General features: G+C 63.1%; 24 protein-coding genes. 21 read left to right on the top strand and 3 right to left on the bottom strand.

Annotation, left to right across the window (positions count from 1 at the left end):
• The first annotated feature begins 218 nt into the window (after positions 1-218).
• Positions 219-1,187, top strand: a complete 969-nt coding sequence (locus Q0X85_RS09745) for a lysophospholipid acyltransferase family protein (protein ID WP_297771687.1) — start codon at positions 219-221, stop codon at positions 1,185-1,187.
• A gap of 100 nt (positions 1,188-1,287) precedes the next feature.
• Here Q0X85_RS09745 and Q0X85_RS09750 read toward each other — a convergent pair whose 3' ends face one another.
• Complete coding sequence (locus Q0X85_RS09750) at positions 1,288-2,994, bottom strand: ABC transporter ATP-binding protein (RefSeq protein WP_297771688.1); 1,707 nt, start codon at positions 2,992-2,994, stop codon at positions 1,288-1,290.
• Positions 2,995-3,024: 30 nt separating this feature from the next.
• Between Q0X85_RS09750 and Q0X85_RS09755 the strand changes: the two genes are divergently transcribed.
• The 20 genes from Q0X85_RS09755 (at position 3,025) to Q0X85_RS19800 (ending at position 20,449) form a co-directional block, all read left to right on the top strand.
• Positions 3,025-3,357: a hypothetical protein gene (locus Q0X85_RS09755; protein ID WP_297771690.1), complete on the top strand. Its 333-nt coding sequence runs from the start codon at positions 3,025-3,027 to the stop codon at positions 3,355-3,357.
• A gap of 147 nt (positions 3,358-3,504) precedes the next feature.
• Positions 3,505-3,759, top strand: coding sequence for a DUF1858 domain-containing protein (locus tag Q0X85_RS09760; protein WP_297771691.1), 255 nt, complete (start codon positions 3,505-3,507; stop codon positions 3,757-3,759).
• Between the two features lie 44 nt (positions 3,760-3,803).
• The gene (locus Q0X85_RS09765) at positions 3,804-4,190 is read left to right on the top strand and encodes a DUF2946 family protein (RefSeq protein WP_297771692.1); all 387 of its coding nucleotides are present in this window, start codon (positions 3,804-3,806) and stop codon (positions 4,188-4,190) included.
• Positions 4,191-4,193: 3 nt separating this feature from the next.
• Positions 4,194-6,491, top strand: a complete 2,298-nt coding sequence (locus Q0X85_RS09770; RefSeq protein WP_297771693.1) for a NosR/NirI family protein — start codon at positions 4,194-4,196, stop codon at positions 6,489-6,491.
• A complete protein-coding gene (nosZ, locus tag Q0X85_RS09775) occupies positions 6,484-8,433 on the top strand; it encodes a TAT-dependent nitrous-oxide reductase (RefSeq protein ID WP_297771695.1) in 1,950 nt (649 codons plus the stop codon). The genes Q0X85_RS09770 and nosZ overlap by 8 nt, the downstream gene beginning before the upstream one ends.
• Positions 8,434-8,436: 3 nt before the next feature.
• Complete coding sequence (locus Q0X85_RS09780; protein ID WP_297771696.1) at positions 8,437-9,768, top strand: nitrous oxide reductase family maturation protein NosD; 1,332 nt, start codon at positions 8,437-8,439, stop codon at positions 9,766-9,768.
• On the top strand, positions 9,734-10,630 hold the full coding sequence (locus tag Q0X85_RS09785) for an ABC transporter ATP-binding protein (RefSeq protein WP_297771697.1): 897 nt from the start codon (positions 9,734-9,736) through the stop codon (positions 10,628-10,630). The genes Q0X85_RS09780 and Q0X85_RS09785 overlap by 35 nt, the downstream gene beginning before the upstream one ends.
• Positions 10,627-11,448, top strand: coding sequence for an ABC transporter permease subunit (locus tag Q0X85_RS09790; protein WP_297771698.1), 822 nt, complete (start codon positions 10,627-10,629; stop codon positions 11,446-11,448). The genes Q0X85_RS09785 and Q0X85_RS09790 overlap by 4 nt, the downstream gene beginning before the upstream one ends.
• Entirely contained in the window at positions 11,445-12,005 is a 561-nt protein-coding gene (locus Q0X85_RS09795) for a nitrous oxide reductase accessory protein NosL (RefSeq protein WP_297771699.1), read from the top strand. Before Q0X85_RS09790 ends, Q0X85_RS09795 begins: the two co-directional genes overlap by 4 nt.
• A gap of 12 nt (positions 12,006-12,017) precedes the next feature.
• Positions 12,018-12,938 (top strand): FAD:protein FMN transferase, encoded by a 921-nt coding sequence (locus Q0X85_RS09800; protein WP_297771700.1) that lies wholly within the window; start codon positions 12,018-12,020, stop codon positions 12,936-12,938.
• 522 nt (positions 12,939-13,460) lie between these two features.
• Positions 13,461-13,841, top strand: coding sequence for a hemerythrin domain-containing protein (locus Q0X85_RS09805; protein ID WP_297771701.1), 381 nt, complete (start codon positions 13,461-13,463; stop codon positions 13,839-13,841).
• Positions 13,842-13,953: 112 nt separating this feature from the next.
• Positions 13,954-14,481, top strand: a complete 528-nt coding sequence (locus tag Q0X85_RS09810) for a DUF2478 domain-containing protein (RefSeq protein WP_297771702.1) — start codon at positions 13,954-13,956, stop codon at positions 14,479-14,481.
• A 77-nt stretch (positions 14,482-14,558) separates the two neighbouring features.
• On the top strand, positions 14,559-15,044 hold the full coding sequence (locus Q0X85_RS09815; RefSeq protein WP_297771703.1) for a hemerythrin domain-containing protein: 486 nt from the start codon (positions 14,559-14,561) through the stop codon (positions 15,042-15,044).
• On the top strand, positions 15,041-15,727 hold the full coding sequence (locus Q0X85_RS09820) for a 5-formyltetrahydrofolate cyclo-ligase (protein WP_297771704.1): 687 nt from the start codon (positions 15,041-15,043) through the stop codon (positions 15,725-15,727). Before Q0X85_RS09815 ends, Q0X85_RS09820 begins: the two co-directional genes overlap by 4 nt.
• Positions 15,724-16,254, top strand: coding sequence for an SCP2 sterol-binding domain-containing protein (locus Q0X85_RS09825; RefSeq protein ID WP_297771705.1), 531 nt, complete (start codon positions 15,724-15,726; stop codon positions 16,252-16,254). The genes Q0X85_RS09820 and Q0X85_RS09825 overlap by 4 nt, the downstream gene beginning before the upstream one ends.
• A complete protein-coding gene (locus Q0X85_RS09830; protein WP_297771706.1) occupies positions 16,251-17,249 on the top strand; it encodes a peptidase U32 family protein in 999 nt (332 codons plus the stop codon). Before Q0X85_RS09825 ends, Q0X85_RS09830 begins: the two co-directional genes overlap by 4 nt.
• Before the next feature lie 5 nt (positions 17,250-17,254).
• Entirely contained in the window at positions 17,255-18,166 is a 912-nt protein-coding gene (locus tag Q0X85_RS09835; protein WP_297771707.1) for a U32 family peptidase, read from the top strand.
• A gap of 21 nt (positions 18,167-18,187) precedes the next feature.
• Entirely contained in the window at positions 18,188-19,396 is a 1,209-nt protein-coding gene (locus tag Q0X85_RS09840; RefSeq protein WP_297771708.1) for an NnrS family protein, read from the top strand.
• 11 nt (positions 19,397-19,407) lie between these two features.
• The gene (locus tag Q0X85_RS09845) at positions 19,408-20,070 is read left to right on the top strand and encodes an NnrU family protein (protein WP_297771710.1); all 663 of its coding nucleotides are present in this window, start codon (positions 19,408-19,410) and stop codon (positions 20,068-20,070) included.
• Between the two features lie 151 nt (positions 20,071-20,221).
• Positions 20,222-20,449, top strand: coding sequence for a DUF6455 family protein (locus tag Q0X85_RS19800; protein ID WP_366129767.1), 228 nt, complete (start codon positions 20,222-20,224; stop codon positions 20,447-20,449).
• A gap of 27 nt (positions 20,450-20,476) precedes the next feature.
• Here Q0X85_RS19800 and Q0X85_RS09855 read toward each other — a convergent pair whose 3' ends face one another.
• Both Q0X85_RS09855 and Q0X85_RS09860 read right to left on the bottom strand, forming a co-directional pair.
• Positions 20,477-20,788 carry a carboxymuconolactone decarboxylase family protein gene (locus tag Q0X85_RS09855; protein ID WP_297771713.1) on the bottom strand — a complete coding sequence of 104 codons (312 nt, stop codon included), beginning with the start codon at positions 20,786-20,788 and terminating at the stop codon, positions 20,477-20,479.
• A gap of 10 nt (positions 20,789-20,798) precedes the next feature.
• On the bottom strand, positions 20,799-21,497 hold the full coding sequence (locus tag Q0X85_RS09860) for a helix-turn-helix domain-containing protein (protein ID WP_297771715.1): 699 nt from the start codon (positions 21,495-21,497) through the stop codon (positions 20,799-20,801).
• Between the last annotated feature and the right edge of the window lie 101 nt (positions 21,498-21,598).

A 21,598-nucleotide genomic window follows, 5' to 3' on the forward strand; every position in this document is an offset into this window, starting at 1 on the left:
GTGGGATTGTCCGATAACTTCGTGTGCTGTGTTGCCCGGTTTCGAAAGCATCCCGAGGTCTAACATCTGGGCCAGCCAGGGGCCGGTGCCAGTGAGACCGGTAAGAATGTTACATCTCCGTGCGCCGGGGCGGCGGGTCCTTGCCAGCGAGCGCTTGCAGACCGGTTGGGAAAACCCGATCACCAACCAAAAAATCGTTCATCGCTCAAAGGTGCGTCTTGTCGAAATACATCTTGGGAAGCCGCCTTGATCACAAGCTGCTCGACAGTCAGGCCGCCGCGAAAATACTGTGGTCCGCCGATCTGGCCCTGATCGGAACGATCAGCGCGTTTTTCGGGGCGCTGCCGCTGACCTGGGCCTCTGCCACGGGCAGGCGTTTCGGTCGCTTGCTGGGGCGTGTCTTCAGGAACCGGACCCGCCACGTTTGCGCCAACCTGACGCTGGCGTTGCCCGGCACGCCGCCAGAAAAGATCGAGCAGCTGGCCGAAGAGGTCTGGGGTAATGCCGGTGCGGTCTTCGCCGAATACCCGCATCTGGCAAAGTTCACGTACCCCAGGCGCGGCCTTCTGCGCATCGAGACGGTCGAGCCAGACCCCTCCTATTGCCGCCCCGGCACGCCGGTTGTGTTCGTCGCCGCCCATCTCGCGAACTGGGAGGTGGCCTGCGCCGCGATGACGCAGTTGGGCATCCGTTCGCACGCGCTCTATGCGCCGCTGGCCAATCCGTGGCTTGACAGGATCATGGTGCGCCATCGCTCCAGGCTCGGCTGCGAGATGATCTCGCGCGAGGCTGGGCTGCGGGGTTTTCTCGACGCGCTCAAGAGAGGTAATGCCACGGCGATGATCATCGACCGGCGCATCAAGGGCGGCAAGCCGATCCCCTTCTTCGGAGCGGACAAGGACAGTTCTACCCTGCCTGCGGGTCTCGCGCTGCGCTTTGGTGCGCCGCTCGTGCCGGTGCAGGTCGAGCGTCATCCCGGTGCGCGCTTTACCGTGCGCTTTCACGCGCCGCTCACTCCGCGTAATCCGGATGCCGATATGAATGCTCAGGCGCTCGATCTCACTTGCCAAATCCACGAACACTACGAAAACTGGATCCGCGCGCGTCCCGGCGACTGGCTCTGCACCAGCAGAATTTGGCAGGAGTCCGCCATTGAAGCGAAGGCCGCCTCAAACGGCGGGAATTGACAGGCGTGGCAGGGCAAGGGACCTGCCGGTCTCCGGTTCTGGTGTGGCGACGCTCACCCTCAGGACAGCGCCGCTCGCTTGGTCGCAGTGCGCCTTGCGCTTATCCCGCCCTCCGGAGCGGCTCGCCCACCTCGAGCGTGTGAACCAAGTCGGCAGCCTTTGCGAGCGCGTCGTTATGGGTGATGGCGAGGATCGTCAGATCGTGTCTCAACGCCTTTAGCGTGGCGATGATCTCGGCCTCGCTTTTGGGGTCGAGCGCGCTGGTCGCCTCGTCAAGGATCAGGAGCCGCGGCGCGTTGATCAGGGCGCGGGCGATGGCAATCCGCTGCCGTTGCCCGCCAGACAACCGGCCGCCGCGCTCGCCCACGACGGTGGCCAAGCCCTCGGGCAGGCTGCGCACGAAATCCCAGGCCCCGGCCTTTTGCAGCGTGGCGATGACCTGCGCCTCGGAAATGCCAGGATCACCCAATGTAACATTGTGCAGCACCGTGTCATGCAGAAGCACGGTTTCCTGTGGCACATAACCCACCATCTGCCGCCACCCGCGCAGGTCCACAGCCTCGAACGGCACCCCGTCGATCTTTATCCGGCCACTATCGGGACGCAGAAGGCCGGTCACGAGGTCGATGATCGTGGTCTTGCCCGAGCCGGACGGACCAATGAGCGTCGTAATCCGATGCGCCGGAACCTCGAGATCGACACCACAGAGAACCGAATGCCCCTCATAGGAAAAGCGCAGGTCGGTGAGCGTGATGCCACGTTCCAGAGTGGGTGTGACAACACCGCCCAGATGTTCTTGCTCGGCTGCGGCGCGCGCGCTCGTGTCCTTGAGCGACCAATAGGCGCTCTCGGTCTGAGCCAGTTTCTGATATTGCTTCTGCACCTTCCCAAGAAAGGCAAAGGTCCGGCCCAGGGCGACCGCGAGGATGAGGACAGTGGCGAACTCCATCGACAGCACGCCGATCGCCAGATAGATACCCAAGGCGATCAGCATCACGAACATCAGGTCCTGCCCGGAATCGAGTGCCGCGCTTGCCAGGACCTGATTGCGCAGCGTCTTGTTGAGTCGATTGGTCTCGCCGCTCAGCACTTCATCGATCTGGGCTTCGCGCGCCATCGCCTTGAACGGCTTGACAGAGTGCAGCGTGTCGGTGAGGTGGGACATCAGGGATGTCATGAGTTCGGTCTGCCGTATTCCTGCCTTGCGCATCATCCGGACGAGGAAATGTGACAGCCAGATCACCGTCGCGCCCGCCATGAGACTGACCACGGTCACCTTCCAAGAGACCGCGAGCGCCACCGACCCGTAGACGACCGCCTGCATAAAGAAGGTCAGCGAGGTTGTCCCGTGAAGATAGGCGTCTGATGCACGCTGCGCCTCGGTCGCAAGGGCATTGGTCAGCCTGCCCGCCGGTTGATGCAGGAAAAAGCTCCAACGGCTGCGCATCATGTTGCGTAGCACCTCGAGCCGCAAGTCGGTCGCCACCCGCGCCGCCGTATAGCCAACCTGCCGTTGCGCCACGAGTAGCAGCACCGCCTTGATCGTGGCCATGGCGACGATCAGCGATAATAGCGCACCGAGCGTTGCCGGCACCCCGAGCCATGCCAGAACGTTGAGCACCACCTGCTCCACCTCGCCCGGCGGTTCGGCATGTGCCGCCGCCTCGCCCGAGGACAGCGCGATCTTGAGCATTGGCAGCATAGCCGAGAGGCCCAGACCCTCCGCCAACCCTGACAGCAGTAAGGCCAGCACCATGAGGACACTGGCCGTGGGATAGGTGCGGAAGAGGTGAAGCATCAAGCGCATGATTGGGCGCTCCCGTGATGTCTTGCGCTGGTGATCCGGATTGGGGGCCGTTTTACCGCTTCAACGGGCGGTGCGGGATCTGTTGTTATCGCGGAGAGTCGGATCAATGCATCGCAGGAACGTGGTTGTAACGTGCTCGAGAGCCTCATCGGCGTTTGCCTTTTTGTTGGGACGTTGCTCTGTCATGGCGCGGTCGCGAAGATTGGGTGCGCGCGTGAGCGTGCAGCCTGCATCGCTCAGCCGGGAATGTGCCATTCAGCTTGCGGCACCAAGATGGTCGTCACATTGAATCAGTATTTTGATTGCGGATTTGATATTGATCAAGGATCGGCACTTTTTCGGTGCATTTATTTATTGATGTGACGCCGACCCCGGGCGCTTCTTGCCCCATTCAGACCTCGCGGGAATTCGGGATGACCTGTTTTATGCGGGCGCCCGGTCACGGAGTTTGTGCCAGCGCAACGTTTGGCGCGATTGCGCGACTAAAGTGGTCGGAGAAAGGAGCGCGCAATGCGGCACCCTCGACCCGATGACCCCGATCTGCCACTGGCGGATCTGATGACACGATGGCCCCAGACCGTGCCGGTCTTCGTTCGGCACCGGATGCTCTGCGTTGGATGCCTCGTCAGCCCGTTCCACACGGTGATCGACGCCTGCGCCGAGTATCACCTGGACGAGGAGACGTTCATGAAAGAACTGATGCTCGCCGTAGACGCAGACTACGACGATGAAAAAATTAAACCGGCAAAAATTATACCGATTTGATTCATGTCATGTCACGCGTTTGCCCAACCACCTATCCGAACCCCATGATACGTTCGCGTACCCATATCCTGCTTGGCCTGCTGCTGGCATTTGCGACGGTGACTGCTGCGATTGCACGCCCTGCTGCCGCGTTGCTGATGCAGAGCGGTCAGCATGGCGCGATCACCATGGTGATCTGTTCCGGTGATGGTGCTCGCAGCGTGACGGTCAGGCTTGATCATGACGGGCAGCCGCAAAAGCCGACGTCAGGTCATGACTGTACCCCCTGTCCGGTCTGCACCGCCCAGGCCGAGGTCACGGCCGATGAACCAATGATGTGGACGCGTCCATCATGGGTTGCCCGGCACCTCGACACAGGTCTTCGCGCGATGCGTGAGGCAGGCGCGGTAGAGACTGGCCACCTCGCACGCGCGCCCCCGAAGGAAAGCTGATACATGTCTGTCCCGCCTCTCTCTTCCAGTTTCGGTCTGCGTCTGCCGCGCAAGAAGGTTGTCGCCGTAAACCGCCTTTTGGCATGGTATCATCGGGTCGTTGCGCTGGTCGGCGCGGTTCTCCTGATCGCTGGCGCAGCTCTTCTCGGGGCGCAACCTGCAAGCGCCCAACCCGTCACATCCGTCCTATCGCAACTGATCGATGATGTAACGCCGGGCGACTTGGTTGATGGCGCAGACGGGTTCGGCCAGATCCGGGACGATATCCCGGTAGCCCCTCTGATGCGTGGCGGCGAGCGGATCGGCTGGACGTTCATCGCCTCGGATTTCGTCGGCACGACGGGCTATTCGGGCAAGCCCATTCACACAATGGTTGCCGTCGACAATGAGGCCGTGGTGCAGGGCGTGACGCTCGCCAAGCATTCTGAGCCGATCGTGCTGATCGGGATTCCCGAGTCAAAGATCGAGGCGCTTGTGGCCGGATACGCGGGGCTTGACCTCGTGGCCGAGGCAACCTCGGGTGGCACCACCCATGATCTGGAGATCATCGCAGGCGCGACCGTAACCATCATGGTGATCGACGACTCCATCGTGCGCGCCGGGCTCAAAGTCGCGCGGCATCTCGGTCTGGGTGGCCTCAGCGCGCCCGAGGCCCCGACCGGGCCGCGCTACGAGATCGACCCCGAGGCAACCGCCGCCCGGGACTGGATGACGCTGGAGGGCGACGGCACGCTTCGGCGACTCTCGCTCGATGTGGGGCAGGTCAATGCCGCCTTCGAGGGGGTGGACGATCCGCGCGCCGCCGAGCGCCCCATCGACGCGCCCGGCGAGACCCCGTTCATAGACATGTACATGGCGCTGGTCTCGGTGCCACCGGTGGGCGAGGCGCTGCTGGGTGAGGCCGAGAACGCCAATCTGCAGGGTTGGCTGGAGGATGGCGAGCACGCGATCATGGTGACGGGCCGCGGGCTCTATTCCTTCAAGGGGTCGGGCTATGTGCGGGGCGGAATCTTCGATAGGATCGTGCTCATTCAGGGTGACATGTCGGTGCGGTTCCGCGACCGAATGCATCGCAGGCTGGGTGATATCGCCGCCACCGGCGCGCCGGAATTCTCGGAAATGGATCTGTTCAAGATCCCTGCCGACAGCGGGTTCGATCCGACCGAACCGTTCCGTCTGCAACTGCTGGTACAGCGCGATGTGGCCGCGATCGAGCGGGTCTTCACCACCTTCGAGATGGGGTATCGCCTGCCGGAGAGCTACCTGCGCGCCCTGCCGGCCCCCTCTGCGGGCACAGCGCCGGAGGCGCAGGCTGTGGCCGCACAGGAGGAACACGCGGCGCAGGCCGCGCTGTGGAAACGCATCTGGCAGGACAAGACCGTCGAGATTGCCGGACTGTGCCTCATGCTGCTGGTGTTGACAGGGGCATTCTTCTTTCAGGGATTTCTTACCCGGTCCGAGCGTGTGACCTACTGGTTCCGGATGGGCTTTCTCACGGTTACGCTGGTGTTTCTGGGGTGGTATGCCAATGCGCAACTGTCGGTCGTCAATCTCATGGCGCTGTTCGGTGCCCTGACCTCTGATTTCAGTTGGCAGGCTTTCCTCCTCGATCCGCTGACCTTCATACTGTGGTTCGCGGTGGCGGCCTCGCTGATCTTCTGGGGCCGCGGCGCATATTGCGGCTGGCTGTGCCCGTTCGGCGCGCTGCAGGAATTGACCAACCAGATCGCGCGGCGGCTGCGGGTGCCGCAATGGACCCTGCCATGGGGCCTGCACGAACGGCTCTGGCCGCTGAAATACATGATTTTTCTCGGCCTTTTTGGCGTCTCGCTGGCCTCGATCGAACAGGCCGAGGCGCTGGCTGAGGTGGAGCCCTTTAAGACCGCCATCGTTCTGAAATTCGTGCGCGCCTGGCCTTTCGTGGCCTACGCGGCGGCGCTGCTGATCGCAGGGCTGTTCGTTGAACGGTTCTATTGCCGCTACCTCTGCCCGTTGGGCGGCGCGCTGGCGATCCCCGCGCGGATGCGCATGTTCGACTGGCTCAAGCGTTACAAGGAGTGTGGCAACCCCTGCCAGACCTGCGCGCATGAGTGTTTCGTGCAGGCGATCCACCCGACGGGTGAGATCAACCCCAACGAATGCCTCAACTGCATGCACTGCCAAGTGCTTTACCAGTCGAAAGCAAAATGCCCGGTCGTGATCAAGCGGCTGAAGCGGCGCGAGACTGCCTCGCGCGGGGCGGCCGATCTGGATCGGGCGCTCCACAATCATCCCAACCTGAAGGAGAAGACAAATGTCTGACAAAGATAAGAAAACCGGTATCAGTCGGCGCGGCCTGCTGGGCGCGACGGCGGGGGGCGCGGCGCTCCTCGGCGGCGCAGGTGGCGCGCGTCTTGCCATGCTGGGCGGTGCGGCAGGCGTGACAGCGGCTGCGAGTGCAACTCCGGCGAAGGCCGCCGCAGGATCGGCGAGTCTCGCCCCCGGCGAGTTGGACGAATATTACGGCATCTGGTCCTCGGGACAGTGCGGCGAGCTGCGCGTCCTTGGCGTGCCGTCGATGCGCGAGCTGATGCGCATTCCCGTCTTCAATCGCTGCTCGGCCACCGGCTGGGGCCAGACCAACGAGAGCCTGAAGATCTTCGAGGACGGCATGCTGCCCGAGACCAAGGCGTTCCTCAATGCCAATGGCAAGCGTATTCACGACAACGGCGACCTGCATCACCCGCATATGTCATTCACTGAAGGCACCTATGATGGGCGTTTCATCTTCATGAATGACAAGGCGAACACCCGTGTCGCGCGGGTCCGTTGCGACGTGATGAAGCCCGACAAGATCATTGAGATTCCCAATGCAAAAGCGATCCACGGGTTGCGTCCGCAGAAATGGCCGCGCACTGGCTATGTCTTTGCCAATGGCGAGGACGAGGTGCCGATCGTCAACGACGGCTCGATCCTGGACGATCCAGACAAATACGTTAACTTCTTCACTGCCATCGACGGTGACACAATGGAGATCGCCTGGCAGGTGATGGTTTCGGGCAATCTCGACAACACCGATTGCGACTACCAGGGCAAATACGCCTTCTCGACCTCCTACAACTCGGAAATGGGCATGACCCTGGCCGAGATGACCGAGAACGAGATGGACCACGTCGTGATCTTCAACCTGGCCGAGATCGAACAGGGCATCGCCGCAGGCGACTACACCGAGATGAATGGCGTCAAGGTGATCGACGGGCGCAAGGAACGGAACAAGAAATACACCCGCTACGTTCCCATTCCAAACAGTCCCCATGGCATCAACACCGCGCCCGACAAGATTCATGTCTGCGTGAACGGCAAGCTCTCACCGACGGTTTCGGTGCTCGACGTACGCAAGTTCGACGCGCTGTTCGATGACGACAGCAGCGATCCTCGTTCGGTCGTTGTGGCCGAGCCGCAACTGGGTCTCGGGCCGCTTCACACCTGTTTCGATGGCAAGGGCAACGCCTTTACCACGCTCTTTCTCGACAGCCAGGTGGTGAAGTGGAACGTCGATGCCGCCATTCGCGCCCACAACGGCGAGGACGTTGACCCGATCCTGCAGAAGGAGGATGTACATTACCAGCCGGGCCACAACTCCACCTCGATGGGCGAGACGCTTGAGGCGGATGGCAAGTGGTACATCTCGATGAACAAGTTCTCGAAGGACAGGTTCCTCAACGTGGGCCCGCTCAAGCCCGAGAACGAGCAGCTCTTCGCGATCGAGGATGGCGGGATGACGCTGGTCCACGACGGGCCGACCTTTGCCGAGCCACATGACAGCATCATTGTCCGGCGCGACATTCTGAGCCCGCGCAATGCCTGGGACCGCAACGACCCGATGTGGGCCGAAACGCGCGCCCAGGCTGAAGCCGATGGTGTGGATATCGACGACTGGGCCGATGCCGTCATTCGCGACGGCGACAAGGTCCGGGTTTACATGACCAGCGTCGCGCCGACCTTCTCGCTGGAGAAGTTCGAGGTCACCGAAGGCGATGAGGTCACCGTCATCGTCACCAATCTCGACGATATCGACGACCTGACCCATGGCTTCTGCCTCAACAACCACGGCGTGGCGATGGAACTCGCACCGCAGGCAACCGCTTCGGTCACCTTCACCGCAGCCAAACCCGGCGTCTACTGGTATTACTGCCAGTGGTTCTGCCACGCGCTCCACATGGAGATGCGCGGACGGATGCTGGTCAAGCCGCGGGGCGCGTGAGCCATGGCGCTCCGTCTTCTCCTCGCGGTCCTTTTGCTGCTCGCGCCGCTGGCGCAGGCGGCAGAGGTCATCGTGCCGGCGCGGGACGGGGCGCTGACGGAGGCCGTCGCCGGGGCTGAATCCGGCGACGTGCTGATCCTCTCACCAGGCCGTTACATTGGCCCGGTGACGCTGTCGCAGCCCGTCACGCTCGACGGGCGCGGCGCGGCAACCATCGACGGCGGTGGTGTGGGCTCTGTCCTCACCGTGACAGGTAAGGACATCACCGTTCGCGGCCTCATTATTACCGGTTCGGGCGATGATCATCAGGGCATCGACTCGGGCGTGCAACTGACCAAGACGGCACGCCGCGCGTTGATCGAGGATAACCGCATTCTCGACAATCTCTACGGGGTGGACATTCACGGCGCGAACGACAGCATTGTGAAGGGCAACACCATCCGAGGCCGTCAGGACCGGCAGATGAACGCCCGAGGCAATGGCGTCTATGTCTGGAATGCGCCGGGCGCGCAGGTGATCGGCAACGATATCCGCTACGGGCGCGACGGAATTTTCGTCAACACATCCAAACGCAACATCTTCAGCGGCAACCTTATCCGCGATCTGCGCTTTGCGGTGCATTACATGCATGCCCATGACAGCGAAGTGTCGGGCAACATCTCGATCGGCAATCATCTCGGCTATGCCCTGATGTTCTCTGACCGGCTGAAGGTGCTGGACAACCTGTCGCTCAACGATCGCGATCACGGCGTGATGCTGAACTATGCCAACAGCTCTGACCTGCGCGGCAATCTGGTGCGCGGCACGGCTGGGAAATGCACCTTCATCTACAACGCACATCGCAACCTGATCGTCGGCAACCGCTTCGAGAACTGCGACATCGGCATCCATTTCACCGCCGGGTCAGAGCGCAACGCGCTGACCGGAAACGCCTTTGTCGGCAATCGAACGCAGGTGAAGTACGTCGGCACCACCGATGTGGAATGGAGTTTTGAGGGGCGTGGCAACTACTGGTCGGACCACCCGGCCTTCGACCTCGACGGCGACGGGTTGGCTGACAGCCCGTTTCGTCCCAACGACCTGATGGACCACATCCTGTGGTCGCAACCCGCCGCCTCGTTGCTGGTGGGCGCGCCGGCGGTGCAGCTGATCCGGTGGGCGCAGTCGAGCTTTCCGGCCACATTGCCCGGCGGGGTGTTGGACAGTCACCCACTGATGCAGCCCGTGCAGATCGATACGCCGCAACGGATACGGACTCTTGCAGACGAAAGCGCCGGGAAATGGCGCGATGGAAAGACAAATGATGCAAACTTTGACCCTCTCGCGTCTCACTAAACGCTATCGCGATACCGAGGCGCTGCGCGACGTTTCACTCGACGTCGCACCGGGCGAACGCGTGGCGCTGCTGGGCCATAACGGTGCGGGCAAGTCGACGTTGATGAAGATCATCCTCGGGCTGATCTCCTTCGACAGTGGTGAGGTGCAGGTGCTGGGTGCCGCCCCGGGTTCGGGGCCGGCGCGCGCCGGGGTGGCTTATCTGCCCGAGAGCGTGGCCTTTCACCCGGCCCTGACCGGGCTGGAGCAGATCCGCCACTATCTGCGCCTGCGCGGCGAACCCGCGCGTCTTGCTTCCGAACTTCTGGCGCGCGTTGGTCTTGCAGATGCGGGCAGACGCCGTATCGGCACTTATTCCAAGGGCATGCGGCAGCGCGTGGGGCTCGCGCAGGCGCTGATCGGTCATCCGCGGCTTCTGGTGCTCGATGAACCCACAAGCGGGCTTGATCCGGTGTCGCGGCGCGATTTCTATGCGCTGCTCGACGGGCTGGCGGCCGAGGGGGCTTCGGTGCTCCTGTCGAGCCACGCCTTGACCGAGGTGGAGGCACGCACAGACCGACTGGTGATCCTGTCGCAGGGTCGGCTGGTGACCCAGGGCAGCCTGAGTGATTTGCGGCGGCAGGCAGATCTGCCGATCATGCTGCATGTCACGCCGCGTACCGGTGCCTCGGGGCGTCTGGCCGAGGCGCTGCCGCAGGGGCGCATGAACGGCACCGCGCTGCATATGAGCTGTGGGCAGGACGAGAAGCTCGCCACGCTCTCGCGCATCGCCGGACTGGGCGAAATTGTGAGCGACGTCGATGTGACCCCACCCAGCCTCGAAGACATTTACAGTCATTTCAGCCGGAGGGACGGGCAATGAGCCGGATACTGGCAACCGCGCGCAGTGAGTTTCTGATCGCGCTGCGCAACCGCTGGGTCAGCATCGCCGTGGCGATGATGGTCGTGTTTTCGCTTGTCCTGTCAGCGGCCGGTTCTGCCCCGACCGGTGCGCTTGGGGCGGATCGGCTATCGGTCACGGTGGCAAGTCTGACTTCGCTTGCTGTCTACCTCGTGCCGCTGGTGGCGCTGCTGATGTCCTTTGACGGGGTCGCGGGCGAGGTCGAGCGGGGCACGCTGCCGCTGCTTCTGACCTATCCGCTGAGCCGCGCGGAACTGCTGACGGGCAAGCTGTTTGCGCATGTGGCGGTTCTGACCTTCGCAGTGGCTGCAGGCTATGGCAGCGCCGCGCTGTCTGCCATCGCGACGGATAGCGCAGCGCTTGCCGGGACCCCAGCGCTCTGGCGGCTGTTCTGGACCTCGATATTGCTGGGTGCGGCGTTCCTCTGCCTCGGCTACGCGCTGTCGGCACTGGCGCAGCGGCCCTCGGGGGCGGCGGGGCTGGCCATCGGGCTCTGGCTCGCGATGATCGTGCTCTACGATCTTGGCCTGCTGGCCGCGATCGTGGCCGATGGCGGCGGCTGGTTCACGACCGAGCTTTTCCCCTGGCTTCTGATCGGCAATCCGGCGGATGCCTTCCGGCTCTACAATCTCGCCGCCTCCGAGGCGACCGCAGCAGCGGCCGGAATCGGCGGTGCCGCCAACGCCATCCCGCCCATGCATGCGCTCGTCTCGATGCTGGCCTGGCCCGTGCTGGCACTTGGGGCGGCGGTCCTGATCTTCAGAAGGATTACACCATGAGACGCTTCGTTCCACTGCTTTGCCTTGCCCTGCTGTTGGGGGCCTGCAAGGAAGAGGTTGTCGACCGCCCCGATCCTGTTTCGATGACGGCCTCGATGGTGGGGCATTTCTGCCAGATGAACCTGCTCGAGCATCCAGGGCCGAAAGCGCAGGTGCATCTGGTGGGACTGCCCGGCACGCCACTATTCTTCAGCCAGGTGCGCGATGGCATCGCCTTTCTGCGCATGCCCGAACAGAATTACGACATCGCCACCGTCTATGTCAGTGACATGGGCCGTGCGCCAAGCTGGGACGCGCCTGGCGCGGAGAACTGGATCGAGGCCGACAGGGCGCATTTCGTCATCGGTTCGGATCGCGCGGGTGGAATGGGCGCACCCGAGGTCGTTCCATTCGCCGAGTTGAGCGCGGCACAGGCATTTGTCAGCCAGCATGGCGGGCGTGTTGCTGCTCTGGACGAGATCACAGGTGCCGAGGTTCTTGCCCCGATCGAAGCTGCTGATGACTTCGCCGATGGAGCAGACAATTTCAAGACGCGCCTTCGCGCGCTGTCACAATAGAGGATGATCCAGATGCAGAGCCTGTCCCGACGCCGTTTCCTTAGCATAGCTGCCTGTGCCGGGGCTTTGGGGGCCCGGCCCGCCGCCGCTCAGGTCACGCAATGGCACGCCACCGCGCTTGGCGCGCGGGCCACGCTCAGCCTTGCGCATCCCGAGGCAGAAGCCGTTGCTGAACGAGTCTGGGCCGAGCTGCGCAGGCTGGAGCGCATATTCAGCCTCTACCGAGCGGATTCGGCGATAACTGTGCTCAATGCCGAGGGCATCTTGCGCGCGCCGCCCTTCGAGTTGTTGGACTGCCTCAGCCTTTGTGACCGCATCCACCATGCGAGCGGTGGGCGTTTCGATCCGACCGTTCAGCCGCTCTGGGCGGCTCATTCCCGGCGTGATGCAACCGGGGCACCAGACCGTGCGGAGATTGCGCGGGCGCAAGCATTTGTAGGCTGGTCAGGCGTTCGGTTCGACAGTCAAACCGCGCAGTTCGAACGGCCCGGCATGGCCCTGACGCTCAATGGGATCGCGCAAGGCTATATCGCCGATCGGGTGGTGGCGCTTCTGACCCGGGAGGGGCTGACAGACATCATGGTTGATACTGGCGAATTGCGGGCCTTGGGCGGGCGTCCGGACGGGTCGGACTGGCCAGTGACACTGCGCGCGCCGGACAGAAATGTCCTGGAGTATCTCGGGTTGCGCGACCTGGCGCTGGCGACGTCAGCACCGCACGGCACGCTCATTGGTGAAAACGAAACGACCGGCCATATTTTCGATCCACGAACCGGGCAATCAGCGCGTACGGGCTGGCAGGTAATCAGTGTCGGTGGGCCGAGTGCCGCGCTGGCTGACGGGCTGAGTACTGCACTCTGCCTGATGGACCGTGAAGAAATGGAAAACTGTTTGTCCGGCTTTCCGGGAATGATTTTGCGGCATGTTTCCTGAGACACGGTATGGTCCGCAGATGTGGCGAGTAATCTTCCTGATATTGCCGTTCGCGTGAACCGTGCGGACAAATCACCAATTGTGCTGGCTGACAGATCCGGACGTCGTCAAACTTCATCTTGCATAATAGTGAAATAATCCAGTCCAATACCGCTTATCGACCTGAGATGCAGAATAGACATGAGTGCGGAGGGATGTGCGAAGGCTGCGAAAGCTGCCACGCAAAACGGCTTACGACGATCCGCAACTCGGGACGCTGAGTATGCATTAGCCTCCGCAGCACTCCCTCCTCGTACAATCCTATATCGGTATAGGAAATACCGATCTGATTTAGATCAAAGCTTTTGCGGTCTTCACCATTGCGGAGGTTCTCGCATTGTGTGCGTCTGAAAAATTAGGATTGGTGAGGCGCAACGTCGCGCTTTCGCTTTGGCATTTACACGTCAGACTTCATGCTAATATATAGGTAATTAAAATACCTATTCGTACGGAATGTCTAAATCGGCATCGAAAGGCTTGGCCATGCAAAGTGAAACCGACGCTGCAGTTCCTCATGAAACCGGTGAACTGATTGATCATATCCTGGCGCGCTACCATGAGGTCCACCGTGCAGAGTTGGCTGACTTGCGGCCATTGGCACAGAAAGTCGAAACGGTGCATGAGGATGATCCTGACGTGCCGCAGGGGCTGGCGAATGCGCTCGACGTGCTCGCCCGGGAAATGGAAGACCACATGGCCAAGGAGGAGATAATCCTGTTCCCGGCCATGCGCGCGGGCGTTGGTCCGGGCCTGGAGCATCCCATAGCCGCCATGCGCGCCGATCACGAAGATCATGCCGGGAATATTGCCCTGATACGGCGATTGACCAACGACCTGACGCCGCCCGAACATGCCTGCGGGTAATGGCGAGCACTCTGTTCGGGAACGGATAAGCTGCTTCGCGATCTTGCCGCGCATATTGCGCTGGAGAATGACGTGCTTTTCCCCCGCTTCGAGCCGCAATGAGGTGTAAGCTATGCAACTTGCGTGCGTGAATGCAAAAGGGCGTGGGGCGACCGATCGCCTGTTGACCGCGGTCGTTAGGCGATTGAGCGATAACGGAATTCGCCTAACGGGTGCCCTGCGCGCGGTCGGGGCCGGGGCGGGCCATTGCGCCAGCGCCTTGCGGCTGTTGCCGGATGGTCCGGTCATCGACATCACGCAGAATCTGGGCACTGGATCTGCGGCGTGCCGGATGGATGCCGGTGCGCTTGAACTGGCGGTGGCGGGTGCCACGGAGCGATTGGCGACACAGGGGGCCGACCTCGTGGTGCTCAACAAGTTCGGGATAAGCGAGGCGGAGGGGCGCGGGTTTCGGACGCTGATTGCCGAGGCGCTTGGGCGCGACCTGCCGGTTCTAATCGGCGTATCCGATGTGCATCGGGCGGCCTTTGATCGCTTTGCAGGTGGCATGGCGATAGCACTGCTTCCCGAGGAAGACGCGGTTCTGGCCTGGTGCCGCCAGGCGATTACACAGATGACCGAGGGTGGTCATGTGGTGTGAGCATGTCCTCACCCATACCCATCGGGCCGGATGGCAGGATGCCTCCGGCTCGAAGGCACGTTTCAAAGGAGTTTACGATGATGGAAACCGATCCGCATGGCGCAGGCCAAACGCCGACGGCGGCGCTGATCGCGCATATCCTGTCGCGCTACCATGACACGCATCGGCGCGAACTGCCCGAGTTGCTCGCGCTCGCCCGAAAGGTCGAGACATCGCACGCCACCGATCCAAACACACCGCACGGCCTGACACAGGCACTTGAAGCGATGATTGCGGACTTGGAGGAACACATGCGCCGCGAGGAGGAGGATGTCTTTGCCACGCTCGCGACCGGAGATGCGTCGGCAGGCGAAGGCATCGCCGGACTGCGGCATGATCACGAAGGACACGAAGCGGCATTGAACCGGATCGCGGCGATCACGCATGGCTTTCGACTGCCCAGTTATGCCTGCCACAGCTGGGCTCGTCTCTATGCCGGTCTGGGTAAGCTGGCCGAGGATCTCGACGAGCACAGATATCTCGAAGACAGTGTGCTCTTTCCACGTCTCCAGGCCGGACAATGACCGACAGGCGCAAATATGCCTCGCCGCCCTGCATGGCGGATGAGGTGGACCCCGCCTATTTCGACCCATCTGGCGTGGATGCAGATCAGGTGCGGGACGTGGCGCGCTGGCGTAGGGCGGAGCGGCAGCGGCTGGCCAGGCTCCGCGACGACCTCGGGCAGGCGGGGCGCGCGCGAGTTTCCGAAGAAATCGCTAAACATCTTGCCGGGGTGCTGGAGGCGCGCGGGGCAGGGCAGGGCACGGTTCTGTCGGGCTATTGGCCGATCAAGGGCGAGCCCGACCTGCGCCCGCTTTTGAAGGAGTTGCACGGCGCAGGCGTCACCATCGCCCTGCCGGTGGTGGAGACGCGGGCCGCACCGTTGGTCTTCCGCCGCTGGACGCCAGAGACGAAGATGGTGCGTGGCGACTGGAACATTCCTGTGCCCCCGCCCGAGGCCGAACTTCTCACGCCCGACATCACCCTGGCGCCCTGTCTCGGCTGGTCCGATGGGTGTTATAGGCTGGGCTGGGGCGGCGGGTATTTCGATCGCACGCTGGCCGTGCTCGACCCGCGCCCCATCGTCATTGGCATCGCGCTTTCCTCTGCGCACCTGCCGACGATTTATCCGCAACCCCATGACATCCCGCTCGATCTCATCGTGAACGAGGCGGGTGTGTCCACCGAAAGAACGTCCAACTCATGACCGACAGTAGTCAAAGCGTTTACCCGACCCGATTACCCGGCAGCGGGCTTTTCTCGCGGCTGGCGTGTGGTGCTTTGCAACCGCTCCTGTCGCGTGTTGCGCGGCGCATCGCTGCGCGGCACCCGTCGCTTTTCGCGCGGCTCGGGCCGCATCAGGGCACTGATTTCCTGATCGACCCGGTCGACATGCCTTTCGCCCTGCATCTTCGGCCCGACCCCGAAGCTCTGGTATTCCGGGTTGTGCCGCGCGATGCCGCGCCGCAGGCAGGCGCCACCATCCGGGGGCGATTCATGCTGCTTCTGGAACTGGTCGATTCCGAGGAAGACGGCGACGCCGCCTTCTTCTCACGCGATCTCGAGGTGACGGGCGATACCGAGGCGGTGGTACGGCTGCGCAATGCGCTCGATGATGTCGAGGGCTCCATCGCCGAGGAGACGGCGGCGATGTTCGGCCCGCCGGGTCGCGCCATCCTCGCGCGGCTCAGGCGCGGCTATTCCAATGACACGAACGAACAGGAGGTCGTATGAGCCTTGCCGAACTAATCTGCCCCGCAGGCACCCCCGCAGCACTCCGCACTGCCGTCGATGCGGGCGCAGACGCGGTCTATTGCGGTTTTCAGGATGCCACCAACGCGCGCAATTTTCCGGGGCTGAACTTTACCCCCGACGAGTTGGCCGAGGCGGTGACCTATGCCCATGCGCGCGGCACCAAGGTGCTTCTCGCGCTCAACACCTACCCGCCGGCGGGCAAGGTCGATCTCTGGCGGCAGGCGGCGGATCTGGGCGTGCGGCTTGGGGTGGATGCCTTCATCGTGGCCGATATGGGCGTCGCCGATTACATCGCGCGCACCCATCCGCAGGCGCGGCTGCACCTGTCGGTGCAAGCGGCGGCCTCCTCCCCTGAGGCGATCCGCTATTATTGCGAGCATTTCGGCGTGCGGCGCGTGGTGCTGCCGCGAATCCTGACCATTCCGGAAATCCGCCAGATCAAGCGCGAGATTCCCTGCGAGATCGAGACCTTCATCTTCGGCAATCACGGGCTGATGGTCGAGGGGCGGTGCAGCCTCACGAATTACCTCACCGGGCAGTCGACCAATATGGACGGCGTCTGCTCGCCCGCCTCGGATGTCGAATATGCCCGGCACGAGGACGGCGCGATGTCGTCGCAGCTTGCGGGCTTTACTATCGACCGGTTCGGGCCGCAGGAAAAGGCGGGCTACCCCACGATCTGCAAGGGCCGCTACACCGCGCCGCATCGGCCCGAGGGCTATTACGCCTTCGAGGAACCGGTAAGCCTCAATCTGTCGCGGCTCTTGCCGGACCTGATCGAGGCGGGCGTGCATGCCTTCAAGATCGAGGGGCGGCAGCGGTCAAAATCCTACGTTCGCGGCGTGGTGCGCGCATTCCGGGCGGCTGTGGACGATATCCGGGCAGGGCGGCAGGCCAACATGGCCGATCTGGTCGCGCTGACCGAGGGGCAGAAACAGACGCAGGGCGCGTTCGAGACGAAGAAATGGCGGTAAAAGACATGACGAAACTGACCCTTGGCCCCATCGCCTATCACTGGTCCGCCGAGACGCGGCGCGATTTCTACGCGCGCATCGCCGACGAGGCGCCGGTGGACGAGGTCTATCTCGGCGAGGTGATCTGCTCCAAGCGCGCGCCCTTCCACGAGGGCGATCTGCCCGAGACCATCGACCGGCTGGAGCGTGCCGGCAAGACGGTGATCGTCTCTACGCTCGCCGAGGTGATGCTGACGCGCGAGCGTAAGGCGACCGCCGATCTGGCGGCGATGGAGCCCCCCGAGATCGAGGTGAACAACGCCGCAGGGCTTTATGCACGGGGCGCGCGCCCGCACCGGATTGGTCCATTCATGAATGCCTATAACGAGGCAACGATCGCATGGATGGCCGGGCAGGGCGCAACCCATGTCTGCCTGCCTGCGGAACTGCCGGGCCCTGCGATCGCCGTGGCGGCGCAGGCGGCGCACGATCTGGGGTTGGGGGTCGAGGTGCAGGTCTTCGGCCGCGCCTCGCTCGCGGTTTCGGCGCGCTGCTATCATGCCCGCGCGCATGGCCGGACCAAGGACAATTGTCAGTTCGTCTGCGAGGAGGATCCCGACGGGATGCCGCTCAGGACGCGCGACGACGCGCCGATCCTGCGGGTGAACGGCATCCAGACCCAATCCGAGAGCTATCTCGGCCTCCTGCCCGAGTCGGGCCAGTTGGTGGCCGATGGTGTGACGCACCTGCGGCTCATGCCGCAGGCGGTCGACATGGTAGCGGTGGCGGAAGTGTTTCGCGACGTGCTGCATGGGGGACTGGCGGTTGAAGAGGCGGATAACCGACTTTGCTTGCTCACCGGGTCCTCGACCCTGAGCAACGGCTTTTATCACGGTGCGGCGGGCTATCGCCGGATCGCCATGGCGGCGCAGACATGACGGCGCGAGGGAGACGATCAAATGGCGACAACGACGGCTGAACGGATGCGCGCATGGCGCGGTCCGGCGATCCTGACCTACGGATTTCGCCCGTTCTTTTTCGGGGCGGCGGTGTGGGCGGCGCTGTCTATGGTGCTCTGGGTGCCGATGCTGTCGGGGCGTGTGAGCTTGCCGACGGCCTTCGACCCGGTCAGCTGGCACGCTCACGAATTCCTGTTCGGCTATCTTGGTGCGGTGGTCGCGGGGTTTCTGCTGACTGCGGTGCCGAACTGGACCGGTCGCCTGCCGCTGGTGGGCTGGCCGCTGGGCGGGCTTGCCGTGCTGTGGCTGCTGGGACGACTGGCGGTGGCGCTCTCCCTGGCCTTGCCGCCGCTCTTTGTCGCCGTGGCCGATCTGGCCTTCCCGGTGGTTCTCGGAGCGGTGATCCTCCGCGAGATCGTCGCAGGCAAGAACTGGCGGAACCTGATCGTGCTGGCAATGCTGGCGGTCTTCGCGCTTGCGAACGCGGTCTTTCATTTGGAGGCTGCGCGCGGTGATTACGCCGCACAAGGCTATGGTCTGCGGCTCGGCCTTGGCGCGGGCATCATGATGATCGCGGTGATCGGCGGGCGCATCGTGCCCTCCTTCACCCGCAACTGGCTGGCCAAACGCGGGCCGGGGCGTCTGCCGGTGCCGCCGATGCAGACGTTTGACAAGCTGTCGCTGCTGGCGCTGCTGGCCGCGCTGCTGGCCTGGGTCGCAGCCCCGTATCATGCTGCAAGCGGCCTCGCCCTGCTGCTTGCGGGGCTGATGCATCTGATCCGCCTTGCCCGCTGGGCCGGAGATCGGACCCTGGCCGAGCCGCTGGTGACGGTGCTGCATATAGCTTATGCCTTTCTGCCGCTTGGCGCGCTTGCGCTCGGTGTCGAAATCCTGTCGCCCGGCGGTCTCGGAATGGCCGGGGCGCAGCATCTGTGGATGGCTGGCGCAACAGGGTTGATGACGCTGGCGGTGATGACCCGTGCCACGCTGGGGCATACAGGTCAGGCTTTGAGCGCGGGGCCCGGCACCATCGCGATCTACATAGCGCTCGTGCTGGCCGTTCTGGCCAGGGCTGCTGCGGGTCTCTGGCCCGACCAGGCGGCATGGCTGCACGGTCTGTCGGGTCTGACCTGGATCACGGCGTTCGGTGGCTTCGCACTGCTCTACGGTCGGGTTCTGCTGCGCCCGCCCGCCGCAAAGCCGGTCTGAGGAGATCGCGCATGGGATGGGGCGAATACGCACTGGCCTTCGGGGCATTCTTTCTCACGCATTCGGTGCCGATCCGCCCGCCTGTGCGGCCCTGGCTGGTGGCGCGCCTTGGGCATGCCGGGTTCGGTCTCATATATTCGGCGCTGTCGCTCGGTGTGCTGGCCTGGCTCATCGGGGCGGCGGGGCGCGCGCCCTACCTGCCGCTCTGGCCCTGGGCCCCTTGGCAGAACCATGTGGTGCTTATGGTGATGCTGCCGGTCTGCCTGATCCTTGCGCTTGCCATCGCGCGGCCCAATCCGTTTTCCTTCGGGGGTGCGCAGAACGACCGCTTCGATCCTGCGCGGCCTGGTCTCATGCGACTGACGCGCCATCCGCTCCTTCTGGCGCTCGCGCTCTGGGCTGGGGCGCACCTGCTGGCCAACGGTGATCTGGCGCATGGGATCCTCTTCGGCACCTTCGCAGGTTTTGCCTTGCTCGGCATGCGCCTCATCGACCGGCGCAGGCGACGCGAGATGGGCGCAGACTGGAAACAGCTCGACGCAGCGCGCCGCCACGCGCCGCCCCGTCCGATATCGTGGCCCGGCGCGTGTCTCCGCCTCACCCTCGGTGGGGGGCTCTATGCGACGCTGCTCTGGCTGCATCCGTGGCTGTTCGGGGTGAGCCCGTTATCGTGATCGGAAGATCGTTCCGTGAGACGCGACCTCGACTGCCTTTTGTGGTAAACTAACCTGCGAAATTGGATATTCGGGGTGCTCTATGCCCGCACTGACGCGCAATACGCTTACCATCAACGCATTCGAAGACCGAATGCGCCTACGTCGCCGCATGTTCTCGCGAAACGGGGTCAGTCTCGCGGCGCTGCACGCGACAGGCGATCTGGCTGACACCGCGCGCCGGACCGTAGAGACCTGCCTCGCCTGTACCTCCGATGACGCCTGTGGCAGGTGGCTCGAAGCGGGACCGGTCCATACAGGCATCCCCCAATTCTGCCACAACAGGACTCTGATCGAAGCGCTGCGAAATGATGCGCGGATCAGACTGGAGGACACATAAATACCCGGCCCATGCGGACGGGACGCATCACCCAGTGATATCCTCGATCCAGGTCTTTGCGGCCACCGCGCGTGGCAAGCCGAGCGGGCCGATGGCCAGCATCGCGACTTGGTTGAGAGCCTCCGTTTCGATTCCCTCCGATTTTGCACGGCGCGTATGCGAATGCACCGCTCCTTCCGATCTCGCACCAATGGCGAGGGCGAGCTTCACCAATCGGATTTCACGCTCTGTCAGCGGCCCGCATGTGCCGGTTGCAGAGCCGAGAGCGGCATAGGCCTGCCAGATATCAGGGTACTGCTCTGCCAAGTCTCCGGCCGCACCGGGCATTTGCTTGGACATGATTGTCTCCTTATGCTTTGGGGTCATCTATCAATGGGTTTGGCTGAGCGAAGCGTTCGAGACTGGTCCGGTCTGCAATTCGAACTCTTGTCCCCGTTGCGGCGACGCCATGGGGATGAAGGCCCTTGAAGGCCCGGCTAAGATGTTCCGGCGTCATGCCGAGCACCGAGGCGAGGCGGCGCTTTTCGAAGCCCAGCTCGAACTCGGGTTGCCCACCCGCCCGCGCCTGCGCGCGCAGCAGGTAATTTGCCAGCCGTTCCGATGATGTGCGCAGCTTGAGGTCCTTCTGCGCCTTGATGACTGAGCGATAGCATAGCGCAAGTTCGGTCACGATGGCGCGGGCAAAGTCGCTGTCGGTATCGAATATGGCGCGGACCTCGACACTCGGAATAAGGGCGATGCGGCTTTTCTCAAGGGTCCGGGCCGACATCAGATAGGGCTGTTCGCGTATCGTGGCGGCGAGAATGAAGGTCGAGACGGGCCGCACGGTCGCCATGCTGGTTTCCCTTCCGTTCCACGCCGAAAACAGATCGACCGACCCGGACACCAGCACATGCAAAAAGTCGCTGGGATCGCCCTCTGTGATCAGGTCGATCTGCGGCGGAAAGGTTTGCACGAAGGCACCGCGCATCAGCGTCTGGAAATGCTCCTGCGCCATGGCATCGAACAGATGCAGCTTTCGGATATCCTCGTGGATGAAATCAGGCATCCATGTCACTTTCCGGCTTTTGTCCTTTCGTGTTTATCGCAGCCGCAATTGACAAACATCAAGGGCCAAGCTGATCTTTATCTCCCGGTCATTCGTTTCAG

It is taken from the genome of uncultured Roseovarius sp. (assembly GCF_947259555.1).
GTDB lineage: Bacteria > Pseudomonadota > Alphaproteobacteria > Rhodobacterales > Rhodobacteraceae > Roseovarius.

What these genes read in the sequence shown, in the direction of transcription:
- Q0X85_RS09750 (WP_297771688.1), bottom strand. Translation starts at nt 2,994, where the DNA reads ATGCGCTTGATGCTTCACCTCTTCCGCACCTATCCCACGGCCAGTGTC.
- Q0X85_RS09760 (WP_297771691.1), top strand. Translation starts at nt 3,505, where the DNA reads ATGCGGCACCCTCGACCCGATGACCCCGATCTGCCACTGGCGGATCTG.
- Q0X85_RS09765 (WP_297771692.1), top strand. Translation starts at nt 3,804, where the DNA reads ATGATACGTTCGCGTACCCATATCCTGCTTGGCCTGCTGCTGGCATTT.
- Q0X85_RS09770 (WP_297771693.1), top strand. Translation starts at nt 4,194, where the DNA reads ATGTCTGTCCCGCCTCTCTCTTCCAGTTTCGGTCTGCGTCTGCCGCGC.
- nosZ (WP_297771695.1), top strand. Translation starts at nt 6,484, where the DNA reads ATGTCTGACAAAGATAAGAAAACCGGTATCAGTCGGCGCGGCCTGCTG.
- Q0X85_RS09780 (WP_297771696.1), top strand. Translation starts at nt 8,437, where the DNA reads ATGGCGCTCCGTCTTCTCCTCGCGGTCCTTTTGCTGCTCGCGCCGCTG.
- Q0X85_RS09785 (WP_297771697.1), top strand. Translation starts at nt 9,734, where the DNA reads ATGATGCAAACTTTGACCCTCTCGCGTCTCACTAAACGCTATCGCGAT.
- Q0X85_RS09790 (WP_297771698.1), top strand. Translation starts at nt 10,627, where the DNA reads ATGAGCCGGATACTGGCAACCGCGCGCAGTGAGTTTCTGATCGCGCTG.
- Q0X85_RS09795 (WP_297771699.1), top strand. Translation starts at nt 11,445, where the DNA reads ATGAGACGCTTCGTTCCACTGCTTTGCCTTGCCCTGCTGTTGGGGGCC.
- Q0X85_RS09800 (WP_297771700.1), top strand. Translation starts at nt 12,018, where the DNA reads ATGCAGAGCCTGTCCCGACGCCGTTTCCTTAGCATAGCTGCCTGTGCC.
- Q0X85_RS09805 (WP_297771701.1), top strand. Translation starts at nt 13,461, where the DNA reads ATGCAAAGTGAAACCGACGCTGCAGTTCCTCATGAAACCGGTGAACTG.
- Q0X85_RS09810 (WP_297771702.1), top strand. Translation starts at nt 13,954, where the DNA reads ATGCAACTTGCGTGCGTGAATGCAAAAGGGCGTGGGGCGACCGATCGC.
- Q0X85_RS09815 (WP_297771703.1), top strand. Translation starts at nt 14,559, where the DNA reads ATGATGGAAACCGATCCGCATGGCGCAGGCCAAACGCCGACGGCGGCG.
- Q0X85_RS09820 (WP_297771704.1), top strand. Translation starts at nt 15,041, where the DNA reads ATGACCGACAGGCGCAAATATGCCTCGCCGCCCTGCATGGCGGATGAG.
- Q0X85_RS09825 (WP_297771705.1), top strand. Translation starts at nt 15,724, where the DNA reads ATGACCGACAGTAGTCAAAGCGTTTACCCGACCCGATTACCCGGCAGC.
- Q0X85_RS09830 (WP_297771706.1), top strand. Translation starts at nt 16,251, where the DNA reads ATGAGCCTTGCCGAACTAATCTGCCCCGCAGGCACCCCCGCAGCACTC.
- Q0X85_RS09835 (WP_297771707.1), top strand. Translation starts at nt 17,255, where the DNA reads ATGACGAAACTGACCCTTGGCCCCATCGCCTATCACTGGTCCGCCGAG.
- Q0X85_RS09840 (WP_297771708.1), top strand. Translation starts at nt 18,188, where the DNA reads ATGGCGACAACGACGGCTGAACGGATGCGCGCATGGCGCGGTCCGGCG.
- Q0X85_RS09845 (WP_297771710.1), top strand. Translation starts at nt 19,408, where the DNA reads ATGGGATGGGGCGAATACGCACTGGCCTTCGGGGCATTCTTTCTCACG.
- Q0X85_RS19800 (WP_366129767.1), top strand. Translation starts at nt 20,222, where the DNA reads ATGTTCTCGCGAAACGGGGTCAGTCTCGCGGCGCTGCACGCGACAGGC.
- Q0X85_RS09855 (WP_297771713.1), bottom strand. Translation starts at nt 20,788, where the DNA reads ATGTCCAAGCAAATGCCCGGTGCGGCCGGAGACTTGGCAGAGCAGTAC.
- Q0X85_RS09860 (WP_297771715.1), bottom strand. Translation starts at nt 21,497, where the DNA reads ATGCCTGATTTCATCCACGAGGATATCCGAAAGCTGCATCTGTTCGAT.